Genomic DNA, 13474 nt, shown 5'->3' on the forward strand with positions numbered 1-13474 from the left:
ATGCGGCCGCGCAAGGGTGAAGCCCGCCTCCACAATGCATGGTGGACCGCCATTCTGCTCGCTGTGATCGCCGGCTTCTTCCTCGTCACCGCCAACGTCTACAACGGTACGTTCCACTCTTATGTACCAGTCACTTTGACGTCGGATCGGTCCGGGCTGGTGATGGAAACCGGTGCCAAGGTCAAGCTGCGCGGCGTCGAGGTCGGCCGGGTCCGCGACATCACCGGCGGTGATGGCCGCGCGACGCTGGAACTGGCCATCGAGCCGAAGCAGATCCAGTTCATCCCGGCCAACGTGCAGGCACAGATCCAGGCCACCACCGCGTTCGGCGCGAAGTTCGTCGACCTGGTGTACCCACCGGACCCCAGCCCGGTCCCGCTGGCCGCCGGTGCGACGCTGCAGTCAGCCAACGTCAGCACCGAGGTCAACACCATCTTCGAGAACCTCTCGGATCTCCTGCAGATGATCGATCCGGCAAAGCTCAACGCGGTGCTCACCGCCGTCGCTGACGGCGTGCGCGGCCAGGGTGAACGGATTGGGCAGGCCACCACCGACATGAACGTCGTGCTCACCGCGCTCAACGACCGCAACGAAACCATCCGCCAGGACTGGCGGTCCTTCAAAGGGTTCAACGACAGCTATGCCGCGGCCGCCTCCGACATCGTGACGATCCTCGACGGTGCGAGCACCACCAGCAAGACCGTCGTCGACCAGGCGGCACACCTGGATGCCCTGCTGCTCAACACGATCGGGTTGGCCACCTCCGGAACCGAGTTGCTCGCGTCGAGCAAGGACAGCCTGGTGGGTCTGGTCAGTGTGCTCGAGCCTACGACCGGTCTGCTGAACCAGTACAGCCCCGTCTACACCTGCTGGTTGCAAGGCGCAAAGTGGTTCCTCGACAACGGCGGGTACGACGTCTGGGGCGGTGCCAACGGCCGCTCGATCCAGCTCGATGTCGGTCTGCTGTTCGGTAACGACCCCTACGCCTACCCGAACCACCTGCCCGCCATCGCCGCGAAAGGGGGGCCAGGTGGAAAGCCCGGCTGCGGGTCACTGCCGGACGCCACCAAGAACTTCCCCGTACGCCAGCTCATCACCAACACCGGCTGGGGAACCGGGCTGGACATCCGGCCGAATCCCGGTATCGGCCAGCGCTGTTGGGCCAACTACCTCCCGGTTACCCGCGCGGTACCCGAGCCGCCGAGCATCAGGCAGTGCCTGCCCGGACCTGCGCCGGGGCCGATCCCGTACCCGGGAGCGCCGCCCTACGGGGCGGCCCGGTACGGCCCCGGTGGGGTGCCGCTATGGCCAGGAGTACCACCGGCCGCTGACCCGGCCGCACCGAGCTCGGGAGACCATCCATGAGGGACAACTTCAAAGGTGCTGCGTGGCGTCTGCTGATCTTCCTGACGGTGTGTGCGTTCGGAACCTTTGCGTTGTTGACGGTGTTCGCCGAGTTCCGATTCGGCGGTGGCGACAGATATCTCGCTGAGTTCACCAATGTGTCGGGTCTCAAAGACGACGACATGGTGCGCATCGCCGGCGTGGAGGTCGGCACGGTGAAAGCCATTTCGTTCAATGCCGACTCCACCGTGAGAGTCGAGTTCAGCACCGAGAACTCCGTCGTTCTCACGGAGGCTACCCGTGCCGCAGTCCGCTATGACAATGTGATTGGCGGGCGCTATCTGGCCTTGGAGGAGGGTGCCGGCGGAGTTCGTCAGCTGCAACCGGGCGGAACGATCCCGGTGGCGCGGACAGAGCCCGCGCTCGACCTGGACTCGGTCATCGGCGGGTTCAAGCCGCTGTTTCGGGTGCTTGACCCCGAACAGGTCAATGCGCTCAGCGGGCAGTTGATCTCGGCCCTTCAGGGCCAGGGCGCAACCATCGGATCCTTTCTGCAGCAGGCGGCGATGGTGACCAACACCCTGGCTGACCGCGACATGCTGATCGGTGAGGTCATCGACAACCTCAACGTCGTGCTCGGCTCGCTCGGCAGTCAAACTGAGCGGCTCGATACGGCGGTGAGGTCGTTGTCAGAGCTGGTGGGCGGGCTGGCCGAACGCAAGAGCGACATCTCAACTGCGGTGGCCTACACCGATGCAGCCGCCAGTTCGGTTGCCGACCTGCTGGCCCAGTCGCGCCGGCCCTTCGCCAAGGTGGTCCGCGAAACCGACCGCGCCGCCGCCATCGCGGTGGCCGATCGCGACTATCTCGACACCCTGCTCAACACGTTGCCGGATAAGTACCGGGCGTTGGGCCGACAGGCCATCAGCGGCGACTTCTTCAGTTTCTATCTGTGCGAAATCGTGTTGAAACTCAACGGAAAAGGCGGTCAGCCGGTGTATGTCAAGATCGCCGATCAGGTTTCGGGGCGGTGCGCACCGAAATGAGATCCTTCACCGAGCGCAGCCAGCTGGCGATCGGAGCCGTCGGCGTCGTCGTGGTCTCCGCGGTGGTCATCGGCGCGCTGCAATACCAGAACCTTCCCGTGGTCAACCAGGTCAAGACCTACTCCGCCCACTTCGCCGACGCCGGCGGTTTGCTCACCGGTGCCACGGTGGAGGTTTCCGGATATCCGGCGGGCAGGGTGTCGTCCATCGAACTCGACGGAGCCGCCGTGCTGGTCCGGTTCAGCGTCGACAAGAACATCCGGATGGGGGAGGCGACCGAGGCCGCGATCAAGACCAAGAGCCTGCTGGGCACCAAAATGCTGGCCGTGCTGCCGCAGGGCGGCGGTGAACTCCACGGGCCTATTCCGCTTTCCCGCACTATCTCGCCCTACCAGCTGCCGGACGCGCTCGGTGATCTCGCCGAGACCATCAGCGGGCTGGACACAGATCAACTGTCGGAATCGTTGTCGACGTTGTCGGAGACCTTCGCCGACACTCCCGAGAAGCTGCGCAGCGCGGTGCACGGCGTGGCACGGTTCGCCCAGACTCTGAACACCCGCGACGCGCAGTTGCGCACCCTGCTCGACAACGCCGCCAAGGCCACTGGTGTCTTGGCGCACCGCAGCGACCAGATCGCGGGCCTGGTCTCCGCCACCAACGCGTTGTTGGCGCAACTGCGTACCCAGAGTGACGCGGTCAACCAGATCTGGGACAGTATGTCCTCGGCCGCAAGACAATTGAAGGCATTCATCACCGAAAACCGCCAGCAACTGCGGCCGGCGCTGGAAAAGCTCAACGTGGTCATGTCGATCATCGACAACCGCAAGGAACGGTTGCAGGAAGCGGTCACACTACTCAACAAATACGCGATGTCACTGGGTGAGGCGCTGTCGTCGGGTCCGTTCTTCAAGGCCTACGTGGTCAACCTCCTGCCCGGACAGTTCGTGCAGCCTTTCGTCGACGCGGCGTTCTCCGATCTCGGACTCGACCCCAACGTGCTGGCTCCTTCGCAGTTGACCGATCCGCAGACAGGCCAACCTGGTACGCCTGCGCTGCCGGTGCCGTACCCGCGCACCGGTCAGGGCGGTGCGCCCCATCTCACCCTGCCCGACGCCATCACCGGCAAACCGGGTGACCCACGCTATCCGTACCGCGAACCGCTGCCGGCGCCACCGCCTGGCGGGCCGCCACCGGGTCCACCCGCGCTGCCGGGCACCGCGACAGCGGGATCGGAGCAGCCATGACCGGGCCGCGCTGGTTGCGCACGGCGCTGGCCGCGGTACTGGCGGTAACACTCGCCGCCGGCGTCGTCGTGGTGGCTCGGTATATCGAGGCGGACGGGAAAATCTGGGTGACAGCGTATTTCGAGAACAGCAATGGTCTGTTCGCCGGGGATGACGTGCGTATCCTCGGGGTGCCGGTGGGACGCGTCGACCGCATCGAACCGCAGCCCACCCGCGCCAAGGTCTCCTTCTGGGTGGACCGCAAACATCCGGTGCCGGCCGACGCCAAAGCGGTGGTCCTCTCGCCGCAATTGGTGACCGGCAGGGCGATTCAGTTGACCCCGGTCTACACCGGCGGGCCCGCCATGCCCACCGGCGCGGTGATACCGCAGGAGCGCACCGCCGTTCCGGTGGAATGGGACGACGTCCGAATTCAACTGCAGCGCTTGACCGAACTTCTTCAGCCCACCGATCCGGGCGGCGTCAGCACGCTGGGCGCGGTGGTCAACACCGCGGCCGACAATCTGCGCGGGCAGGGCGCTGATATCCGCGAAACCGTCATCCGGCTGTCTTCGGCGCTGGCGACACTGGGCGAACACAGCTCCGACATCTTCACCACCTTCACCAACTTGTCGACACTGGTTTCCGCCCTGCACGACAGCGCCGAACTGCTCGAGCAGCTCAACGGAAACATGGCGGCAGTGACTTCGCTGATCGCCGACGATCCGCAGAAGGTCGCGCGCACGGTCGAGGATCTCGGAGATGTCATCGGCGACGTGCAGGGCTTCGCCGACGAGAATCGGGAAGCGATCGGCACCGCGACGGACCAGCTGGCGTCGATCAGCGACGTGTTGGTCGCCAGCCTGGACGATATCGAGCAGACACTGCACATCGCCCCCGGCACAGTCGCGAACTTCAATAACATCTTCGAGCCCGCCAACGGGGCGTTGACCGGCGCGTTGGCCGTCAACAACTTCGCCAACCCGATCAGCTTTCTGTGCGGTGCGGTTCAGGCGGCCTCCCGGCGCGGCGCCGAGCAGTCGGCAAAGCTTTGCGCGCAATACCTGGCCCCGATCGTCAAGAACCGGCAGTACAACTTTCCGCCGATCGGTGAGAACCTCCTCGTCGGAGCACAAGCCAGACCCAACGAGGTCACCTACAGCGAAGCCTGGTTGCGCCCCGACTACGTGCCGCCAGCACTCCCGACTGATCCCGCAGCCGGTCTGTCGGGAATGATGGTCCCTGCCAACGGAGAAGGCCCATGAGATGGATCTGGTGGCGCCGCATCGTCGCGGCCTGCGCCGCGACCGCGATGGCGGCGGCGGTTGCCGGTTGTGGGGACTGGCGCGGGCTGAACTCGTTGCAGATGCCGGGCACCGCAGGCGGTGGTCCCGGGTCGTTCGTGATCCAGGCACAACTACCCGATGTCAACAACATCCAGCCGAACTCACGCGTCCGTGTCGGCGATGTCGACGTCGGCACCGTGACCAACATCGAGCGTCAGGGCTGGCACGCGCTGCTGACGATGCGGATTGACGGTGACGTCGAGCTGCCGGAAAACTCCACCGTCACAATAGGTCTGACCAGCCTGCTGGGCTCTTTGCACATCGAGCTGAGCCCACCCGCAGACGCGGCGCCGCAGGGCAGGCTGCACGACGGCTCCCTGATTCCGCTCTCGCGTGGTGACGCATTCCCGAGCACCGAGCAAACCCTGGCGGCACTGTCCGTGGTGCTCAACGGGGGAGGGCTGGCCCAGGTGCAGGACATCACCGCGGCGCTGGCCACCGCGTTCCGTGGCCGCGAAGACGACCTGCGCGGCGTGATCGGTCAGCTGGAAACGTTTACCCGTAACCTCAACGACCAGACCGGCGACATCATCGCCGCCACCGAAAGCCTCAACGACCTGGTCGGCACGTTCGCCGCCCAGCGACCGGTGCTCGACCACGCGCTGCAGACCATTCCGGATGCGTTGGCCGTACTCAATGGTCAGCGGCACGACCTGATCGAAGCCGCCGACCGGTTCGGCACGTTCAGCGCGTTGACCGTGGACTCGGTCAACAAGACCAAGGACAACTTGGTCAAGGAACTCGACGATCTCGGCCCGGTGCTGGAGTCGCTCGCCGACGCCGGGCCGAGCATGACGCGGGCGTTGTCACTGATCCTCACCTTTCCGTTTCCGAACGAGACCATCGAGAAATGGCAACGCGGTGACTACGCGAACCTGACCGCGATCGCCGATCTGACGCTGAGCCGGATCGACGCAGGCATGTTCACCGGAACCCGTTGGGAAGGTGATCTCACCCAACTTGAACTGCAGTGGGGCCGCACCATCGGGCAGTTCCCCAGCCCCTACACCCACGCCAACCCGTTGACCGTGCCGTACCGAACCGATCAGGGGCCGTAGTGCGACTGGACAGGAGGATACAGATCCAACTCGCCGTCTTCAGCACGATCGCGTTGGCGGCGATGGGGTTGATGGGTCTGCACTTCATGAAGCTGCCCGCCAAGTTGTTCGGCATCGGCCAGTACCAGGTCATTTTGGAGTTGCCGCAGACCGGCGGGCTGTACAGCGGAGGCAACGTCACATACCGCGGCACCGAGGTCGGCCGGGTCGACGACGTGCGGCTCACACGGTCCGGAGTCGAGGCCGTCTTATCGCTCAAGCGCGGCATCGACATCCCGTCGGATCTGCGCGCGGAAGTGCACAGCCAGTCGGCGATCGGCGAACAGTACGTAGCGTTGTTGCCACGCACCGGCGATGCCCCGCCGCTGCGCAACGGTGACGTCATCGCGCTTGCCGACACGTCGGTGCCGCCCGACGTCAACACGCTTCTCGCCGACGCCAACGCCGGTTTGCAGGCCATCCCGCGCGACAACCTCAAGACCGTCATCGACGAGTCCTACACCGCCGTCGGAGGGCTCGGCCCTGAGCTGTCCCGGATCGTCTCGGGGTCAACCGATCTCGCGATAGAAGCTCGCGAGCACCTCGACCCGCTGATCACGCTGATCGATCAGTCCCGGCCCGTGCTGGATTCGCAAACCCGCACCTCGGCGGCCATCAATGCGTGGGCGGCACAAGTCGCCACTGTCACCAGCCAGCTTCAGACGCATGACCGGACCGTCGCCCGCGTGATCGACGACGGAGCGGAAGCGGCCGACGCGGTGCGTCAGGTCGTCGACCGGATCAAGCCGACGCTGCCGGTCATGCTGGCCAACCTGGTCAGCGTCGGGCAGGTGGCCGTTGCCTACCACGACAACATCGAACAGCTGTTGGTGCTCTTTCCCCAGGTGATATCGGCTGAACAAGCCGGCCTGGTCGCCAACCACAACACCAAACAGGACTACAAGGGGCAGTACCTGAGCTTCAACCTCAACATCAACCTACCGCCGCCGTGCACAACGGGTTTCCTGCCCGCACAGCAACAACGCTCCGCGGTCTTCGAAGACCACCCGGACCGTCCCGAAGGCGACCTGTATTGCCGTGTCCCGCAAGACTCGCAATTCAATGTGCGCGGCGCGCGTAACACGCCGTGTGCGACCGTGCCGGGTAAACGCGCGCCGACCGTTGCGCTGTGCGAGAGCGACGAAGAGTATGTGCCGCTCAACGACGGCCTCAACTGGAAGGGTGACCCGAACGCCACGCTGTCGGGGCAGGCGGTACCACATGTGTCGCCGCCAGCTGCCGTCGAATACGATCCGGCTACCGGTGGTTTCACCGGCCCCGACGGCCGCCACTACACACAGTCAGACCTGGCGGCAGGAGCGGGACCCGACAAGTCGTGGCAGAACATGCTGCTGCCGCCCTGACATCTAGTCGACGCAATTACTGACCACGCTGCTCGTATGTGCTTTCGGTGACGTCTTTCAGTGGGCCCCACCATGTTTCGTTGTCGCGGTACCAGTCGATCGTGGCGCGCAGACCGTCCTCGAAATCGGTGTGCTTGGGCGTCCAGCCGAGTTCGTCGCGGAGCGCCGTCGGATCGATCGCGTAGCGTAGGTCGTGGCCGGCGCGGTCGGTCACGTGGTCGAAATCGTCGGGGTCGCGGCCCATCAACCGCAGGATCGTCCGTATCACCGACAGGTTGTCTCGCTCTTGCTCGGCGCCAATGAGATACGTCCGTCCGATCTGGCCATCGGCCAGGATGCGTCGCACCGCCCTGTTGTGGTCGTCGACGTGGATCCAATCGCGTACGTTGGCGCCCGAGCCGTAAAGCTTGGGCCGCCGACCGGTCAGCACGTTGGTGATCTGGCGCGGAATGAACTTCTCCACGTGCTGAAATGGCCCGTAGTTGTTGGAGCAGTTCGAGATCGTCGCGCGCAGACCGTAGGAGCGCACCCACGCGCGCACCAGCATGTCGCCGGCGGCCTTGGTGGACGAGTACGGACTCGACGGGTTGTACGGGGTGGACTCGGTGAACCGTCGCTTGTTCTCGAACTCGAGGTCGCCGTACACCTCATCGGTCGACACATGATGTAGCCGGACCCCGTGTGCGCGCACCGCCTCCAACACCACGAAGGTGCCGATGACGTTGGCGCGCAGGAACGGCTCCGGGTCGGCCAGCGCGTTGTCGACATGGGTCTCGGCGGCGAAATGAACGACGGCGTCGCTCTCGGCGACCAGCTTGCCCACCAGGTCCGCATCGGTGATGTCACCCTGCACCAGTCGGATGTCGTCCTCGACGGCGGCCAGCGACTCGCGGCTGCCCGCGTAGGTCATCGCGTCCAGCACGGTCACCTCATCGTCGGGATGCACCCGCACGCTGCTGTGCACGAAGTTGGCGCCGATGAACCCCGCGCCGCCAGTGATCAGCAACCGCATGGCGAAAACCCTAGCGGACCACCGTGCGGCCGAGGTGGGCGAGGATTTGGTTCCAGTCGATTGCGGTGTCGTCCGTCCGGGGCGGTGCGGGTCACCGGGAGCCGGGCGGGCTCACGACATCGGTTCGGCCGCGATCACGTAGTCATTGCCGTGACGCAGCCCGTCTTCACGTTCATTCAAGGCGAGAGCCCGTGCGCGTAGATCGTCCACGTACTTGCGCATTGCCGCCCCGACCTCTTCGGACGCGAAGCGGGTTAGGCGGTTGAGGCACATATCGAGTTGGCTGTTGATGAAGTGCTCACGGAAGCGGATGGGGAAGTGACGAATCTCGACCATGCGGAAGCCGGCTTCACCGAGTCGCCGCAGCACCCAGTCTGAGGGAAACTCGCGGTAGGGGCGTTCACCGGCCAGTAGCAGGCAGGCGTCGCGTACGCGGCCGATCTCCCAGATCATCTTGCCGCTTTCGGTGTCCGGCTTGAACGGCACGTAGGGCTCCAGGCCGACGATGTAGAGACGGCCAGCATCGCTCACCAGCGGGCGTAAGCGCTCGAACACCCGACCCTGCCAGTACGGCGCGAAGCCTTCAATAGCGCCGATCAGATAGTCGACGAGCACGGTATCGAAGGTTTCTCCGGTGAGCAGGCTGTCGTTCACCCAGTTGCCGACCAGGAGACGGTCCTGGGTGCGCACGTGGATCCCCGGCGCCGTGCGGATGCGGTCCGCCATGCTGTGCGAGGCGGTGATAGCCGTCCAGCTGTGCGTCGGCAGAGTCGTGATCCACTCCAAGGACTTGACACCGGTACCGGTGTCCAACAAGTTGCCCCACGGTCGGTCGCCACCCAGTTTCTCGATGTATCGAAACAGGGATGAAATGCGCCGCTGTTGGCTTACCGCCTCGGGGGTCGTGAGCTCGGACAAGGCCCTCCCAGCTTTCATCGTGAACTCGCTTGTCGCCCAACGCTAGCGGCCCACTCTGGCGAATAACGTTGACGAGGTACATCTGAAAATGATAATCATTCTCAGTAGGGTACGACATCCAGACTGAGAGAGGTAGGCGTAGTGCGCGCACAATTGCGAGGGATCCAGGCATTCACACCCACGGCTATCTTGATCGGCGCGCTTTGCGCCGTTGGAGTTTCACCCGCAGAGGTCGACAGCCCAGCCGCCGTAATCAGCCCGTACGCAACAGGTCCGGCCACGCGCGTCGCTATCTACCCGGTGAACGTGCAGCGCTCACTCGCGGTGAGCGCTGGCGGCAGCGACCTCTCCGGTGGCAACGACTCCGTCGATGACCCTGCCCGCGCCCGCCGCGATGGCATCGCACGAGACAACCTGGATCACGATGATGACCATGGTGGCGGGGATGATCACGATGATGACCATGGTGGCGGGGGTGATCACGATGATGACCATGGTGGCGGGGATGATCACGATCATGACCATGGTGGCGGGGATGATCACGATCATGACCATGGTGGCGGGGATGATCACGATCATGACCATGGTGGCGGGGATGATCACGGTCATGACCATGGTGGCGGGGATGATCACGGTCATGACCATGGTGGCGGGGACGATCACGGCCATTCCCACAGCCATTCCCACGGTCAGGCTATTGGCCTCGCGGTGGTCGACGAATGCGACAGTGGACACGGTCACGACCACGCGCACTGCGACGACATCGTCGGCAGCTCAGGCAGCGGCAGCTCGGACAGCCACGCAGATGAACATGACCACAGCCACGATCACGACCATGACCACAGCCACGAGCACTGACACCGTCAGGCGCGGAATCGTGTGTGAGACAGGACCATTGGCTCGGGCGCGGGCCTGAGGCCGCGGTGATGAGTGTCAGCTCCTCAGGCCGAGCGGTCCGGCGAGTTCGGTCAGCGTCGGCACCAACGCGTCCCACCCGCCGAGCACCTGGATCGCGACGTGGTCTGCGCCGGCGTCCAGATGCTCGGTCAGCCGCGTGGCGATGTCGTCGGGCGTGCCGTGGGCGACCATCGCGTCGATGAACCGGTCGCTGCCCGGCTTGGCGAGGTCGTCCTCGGTGAACCCGAGCCGCTTCCAGTTGTTCAGGTAGTTGGACAAGTTCAGATAGAAATCGACCGCTTCGCGGCCGGCCTCGCGGGAAGCCTCAGCGTCCCTGGCCAGCACGACCTTGTGCTCGGGCGCCAAAAACACCGTCGGCCCCAAGAGGTTTCGCGCCTCACCGGTGTGCACCGGCGTCGTCAGATACGGGTGTGCGCCCGCGCTGCGCTGCGCTGCGAGCTTCAGCACCTTGGGACCCAACGCGGCGAGCACACGCCGGCTCGTCGGCACCTTGGCCGCATCCAGCGCGTCGAGGTACTCGACCAACACGTCGTAGGGTTTGCGGTACTCCTCGGTGTGCTCGGGATGCCCGATGCCGATCCCGAGCAAGAACCGTCCCGGGTAGGCGTCCTCGACGCGGTGGTAGGCCTCGGCGACCTGCTCAGCAGGCGCGGTCCAGACGTTGAGGATGCCGGTGGCCACCGTGAGGTTCTCGGTGCGCTCCAGGATCGGTTCGACATACTTGAGATCGCCGGCCGGGGACCCGCCGATCCACACCGCGCCGTACCCGAGTTTCTCGATCTCGACGGCTTGTTCGGGCTTGGCCACCCCGAACGTCCAGACGCCGAAACGGCCGAGTTCGGGTTTGAGCTCAGTCATTCGTTGATCCCCCTCGAGGTCACTGCAAGCCCAGCGGGCCCGCGAGTTCGGTGAGCACGCCGACCAGCTTGTCCGGTCCGGCCAGTATCTGCACGGGTACGTGGTCCGCGCCGGCGTCCAGATGCTCCTTTAACCGGGACGCTACGGCCTCCACGGTGCCATGGGCGACGACGGCGTCGACGAGACGGTCGCTGCCGGGGCGCGCCACGTCCTCGTCGGTGAAGCCCAGTCGCTTCCAGTTGTTGAGGTAGTTCGTCAGGTTGAGGTAGATGTCGAGTGCCTTGCGGCCGACCGCACGGGCCTTCTCGGCGTCGGTGGTCAGCACCACCTTGTGCTCCGGCGCCAGGAACGCCTCCGGGCCGATCGCCGCACGCGCCGCCGCGGTGTGCTCGGGCGTCGTCAGATACGGGTGGGCGCCCGCGGAGCGCTGCGCCGACAGCCGCAGGACCCGCGGACCCAACGCGGCGACCACCCGGCGCTGTTTGGGCACGCCGTACTCATCGAGCTTGTCGAGGTAGTCGCTCAGCGCGCGGTACGGCTTCTGGTACGTGGTGTGCGCTTCGGGATGTCCGACGCCGATACCCAGCAAAAACCGTCCGGGATAGGCCTTTTCGACGCGGTGAAACGATTCCGCGGTCGGGCCCGGCTGCGCGGTCCAGATGTTGACGATGCCGGTGGCCACCTTCAGGTCGGTGGTTGGTTCGAGAAGTGACTCCACCCACGACAGTTCGGCCGCCGGCGAACCACCTGCCCAGATCGCCCGGTAGCCGAGGCTCTCGATCTCGCGCAGTTGTTGCGGGCTCAGCCGCTGCCACATCGAGTGGTGGCCGAACGCACCGTATGGACCGAGATCGGGTTTGGTCATAGCTGCTCCAACTCTATGAGTGTCATTCCTGCGGTGCGGGCGCCACCAGCGGCAGCAGTACGATGAACCGGGTGTCGCCGGGCGAGGACTCCACCCGGATGTCACCGTGGTGCTTTTCGACCACGATGCGACGCGCCAGATCCAGGCCGAGCCCGGTGCCCTCGCCGAACGCCTTGGTGGTGAAGAACGGGGTGAAGATGCGGTCGATGTGGTCTGTGGGGATGCCGCGACCGTCGTCGCAGATCTCCACGCGCACCATGTCGTCGTTGTGCCGTGCGGTACGGATCGTCAGGGTGCCGCGGCCGTCCATCGCCTGGATCGCGTTATCGATCAAGTTCGACCATACCTCGTTCAAATCACCCGGGTAGCAATGTAGTTCGGGCAACGACGTGTCCTTGTCCCACACCATCTCGATCGGTTTGTCCTTGCCCACCTTGCCGCCGAAGATGGTCTTGACCGTGCTGTGGATCAGCTCGTGCACGTTGGCGGTCTGGTATTCGTCCCGGTCCATCTGCGAGTACTGTTTGGCGCCCGCCAGCAGCGCCGAGATCCGCTTGCTGGCATCGGCGATCTCGTTCATCCGCAGTTCGGTGTCGATCGTGTACTTGAGCCAGCCGAGTGCGCCCTGCAACGTGGCCGAGCAGTCCACGTCGTCGAGGGAGGCTTCCACACGCTGCAGCCAGTCGAGGTCTAGGCCGGCCTCGACAAAGGTCGGTGCCCAGTCCCAGGCACCGCTGATCCCGCGCGCCTCGAGCCAGTCGCCGATCTGCTCTTCGCGGTCGGAGGACTCCAGCGCCGACAACTCCACCGCCGTCGACTTGGCCACGTGTTCGGTGACCTCGTCCTGGATGCTGATCAGCGTCCTTAGCGCCTCGGGGGTGAACTGGCCGTCGGCCAGCATCGCCAATTTGTGGCGCATCTTGCCGACGCCCTCGCGCAGGTCGGCAACCGCCCTTGCGGCCGCGGCCGCCGGATTGTTGAGCTGATGGGTCAGGCCCGCGGTGATGGTGCCCAGCGCCAACAGCTTCTCGCGCTGACCGACGATCTCGCGCTGTCGCCGCCCGCCGACGCGGTGACCCTCCAGCAGGTGCACGGCCATCGGGAACTCGGTGCGCATGAACTCGGCGAACGCGTCGGCGTCCAGCACGAAGAACCGCGACGGCTCGGCGACCCGCACCGACGCCTCGTAGACATGTTCCTCACCGGGCACGTAGGCCGACCATGCGCCGCAGTACACCCCGCGCTGGGAGGTGCGGGCCGTCTGGATATCGATGCCGCTCGAGCGTTTCGACATCACCAGTTCGCCCTCGAGCAGCACGTAAAAGCAGGTCGCCGGGTCGCCCTCGGTGCAGATCGGTCCCGGCTCGAACGTCGCGATGTAGCCGTTGTCGCACAGCACCTGCAGCTGCCGGTCGTCGAGCGCCTCGAACAGGAACAGCGAACGCAGTTCGTCGGGCAGGCAGGTCTGGCCCATGGTCGTCTC

The 13474-nt window shown here is 65.2% G+C and carries 12 protein-coding genes; 6 read left to right on the forward strand and 6 right to left on the reverse strand.

The genetic code is table 11. The features are described from left to right. From ABQE44_RS04410 to ABQE44_RS04435, 6 genes are read left to right on the forward strand one after another with little or no spacing between them, the layout of a single operon-like run. Positions 1–1365 carry an MCE family protein gene (locus ABQE44_RS04410; RefSeq protein WP_448392836.1) on the forward strand — a complete coding sequence of 455 codons (1365 nt, stop codon included), beginning with the start codon at positions 1–3 and terminating at the stop codon, positions 1363–1365. Then, the gene (locus ABQE44_RS04415) at positions 1362–2390 is read left to right on the forward strand and encodes an MCE family protein (RefSeq protein ID WP_448392837.1); all 1029 of its coding nucleotides are present in this window, start codon (positions 1362–1364) and stop codon (positions 2388–2390) included. Before ABQE44_RS04410 ends, ABQE44_RS04415 begins: the two co-directional genes overlap by 4 nt. Then, on the forward strand, positions 2387–3634 hold the full coding sequence (locus ABQE44_RS04420) for an MCE family protein (protein ID WP_448392838.1): 1248 nt from the start codon (positions 2387–2389) through the stop codon (positions 3632–3634). Before ABQE44_RS04415 ends, ABQE44_RS04420 begins: the two co-directional genes overlap by 4 nt. Further along, complete coding sequence (locus tag ABQE44_RS04425; protein WP_448392839.1) at positions 3631–4878, forward strand: MCE family protein; 1248 nt, start codon at positions 3631–3633, stop codon at positions 4876–4878. Before ABQE44_RS04420 ends, ABQE44_RS04425 begins: the two co-directional genes overlap by 4 nt. Beyond that, positions 4875–6017, forward strand: coding sequence for a virulence factor Mce family protein (locus ABQE44_RS04430; RefSeq protein ID WP_448392840.1), 1143 nt, complete (start codon positions 4875–4877; stop codon positions 6015–6017). The genes ABQE44_RS04425 and ABQE44_RS04430 overlap by 4 nt, the downstream gene beginning before the upstream one ends. Continuing rightward, positions 6017–7420: an MCE family protein gene (locus tag ABQE44_RS04435; protein ID WP_448428483.1), complete on the forward strand. Its 1404-nt coding sequence runs from the start codon at positions 6017–6019 to the stop codon at positions 7418–7420. The genes ABQE44_RS04430 and ABQE44_RS04435 overlap by 1 nt, the downstream gene beginning before the upstream one ends. A 16-nt stretch (positions 7421–7436) precedes the next feature. On the opposite strand, the gene rfbB is transcribed toward ABQE44_RS04435, so the two are convergent. The 6 genes from rfbB to ABQE44_RS04465 form a co-directional block, all read right to left on the reverse strand. After that, positions 7437–8432 (reverse strand): dTDP-glucose 4,6-dehydratase, encoded by a 996-nt coding sequence (gene rfbB / locus ABQE44_RS04440; protein WP_448392842.1) that lies wholly within the window; start codon positions 8430–8432, stop codon positions 7437–7439. A 111-nt stretch (positions 8433–8543) separates the two neighbouring features. Continuing rightward, a complete protein-coding gene (locus ABQE44_RS04445) occupies positions 8544–9350 on the reverse strand; it encodes a class I SAM-dependent methyltransferase (RefSeq protein ID WP_448392843.1) in 807 nt (268 codons plus the stop codon). A gap of 315 nt (positions 9351–9665) precedes the next feature. Continuing rightward, complete coding sequence (locus tag ABQE44_RS04450) at positions 9666–10085, reverse strand: hypothetical protein (protein WP_448428485.1); 420 nt, start codon at positions 10083–10085, stop codon at positions 9666–9668. Positions 10086–10283: 198 nt separating this feature from the next. Continuing rightward, on the reverse strand, positions 10284–11126 hold the full coding sequence (locus tag ABQE44_RS04455; protein ID WP_448392845.1) for an LLM class F420-dependent oxidoreductase: 843 nt from the start codon (positions 11124–11126) through the stop codon (positions 10284–10286). Positions 11127–11145: 19 nt separating this feature from the next. After that, positions 11146–11991, reverse strand: coding sequence for an LLM class F420-dependent oxidoreductase (locus ABQE44_RS04460; RefSeq protein WP_448428487.1), 846 nt, complete (start codon positions 11989–11991; stop codon positions 11146–11148). A 22-nt stretch (positions 11992–12013) separates the two neighbouring features. Continuing rightward, positions 12014–13465 (reverse strand): ATP-binding protein, encoded by a 1452-nt coding sequence (locus ABQE44_RS04465; RefSeq protein WP_448428489.1) that lies wholly within the window; start codon positions 13463–13465, stop codon positions 12014–12016. Positions 13466–13474 lie beyond the last annotated feature (9 nt).

The sequence above is a fragment of the Mycolicibacterium sp. XJ2546 genome, from assembly GCF_053483195.1.

What these genes read in the sequence shown, in the direction of transcription:
- ABQE44_RS04410 (WP_448392836.1), top strand. Translation starts at nt 1, where the DNA reads ATGCGGCCGCGCAAGGGTGAAGCCCGCCTCCACAATGCATGGTGGACC.
- ABQE44_RS04415 (WP_448392837.1), top strand. Translation starts at nt 1,362, where the DNA reads ATGAGGGACAACTTCAAAGGTGCTGCGTGGCGTCTGCTGATCTTCCTG.
- ABQE44_RS04420 (WP_448392838.1), top strand. Translation starts at nt 2,387, where the DNA reads ATGAGATCCTTCACCGAGCGCAGCCAGCTGGCGATCGGAGCCGTCGGC.
- ABQE44_RS04425 (WP_448392839.1), top strand. Translation starts at nt 3,631, where the DNA reads ATGACCGGGCCGCGCTGGTTGCGCACGGCGCTGGCCGCGGTACTGGCG.
- ABQE44_RS04430 (WP_448392840.1), top strand. Translation starts at nt 4,875, where the DNA reads ATGAGATGGATCTGGTGGCGCCGCATCGTCGCGGCCTGCGCCGCGACC.
- rfbB (WP_448392842.1), bottom strand. Translation starts at nt 8,432, where the DNA reads ATGCGGTTGCTGATCACTGGCGGCGCGGGGTTCATCGGCGCCAACTTC.
- ABQE44_RS04455 (WP_448392845.1), bottom strand. Translation starts at nt 11,126, where the DNA reads ATGACTGAGCTCAAACCCGAACTCGGCCGTTTCGGCGTCTGGACGTTC.
- ABQE44_RS04460 (WP_448428487.1), bottom strand. Translation starts at nt 11,991, where the DNA reads ATGACCAAACCCGATCTCGGTCCATACGGTGCGTTCGGCCACCACTCG.
- ABQE44_RS04465 (WP_448428489.1), bottom strand. Translation starts at nt 13,465, where the DNA reads ATGGGCCAGACCTGCCTGCCCGACGAACTGCGTTCGCTGTTCCTGTTC.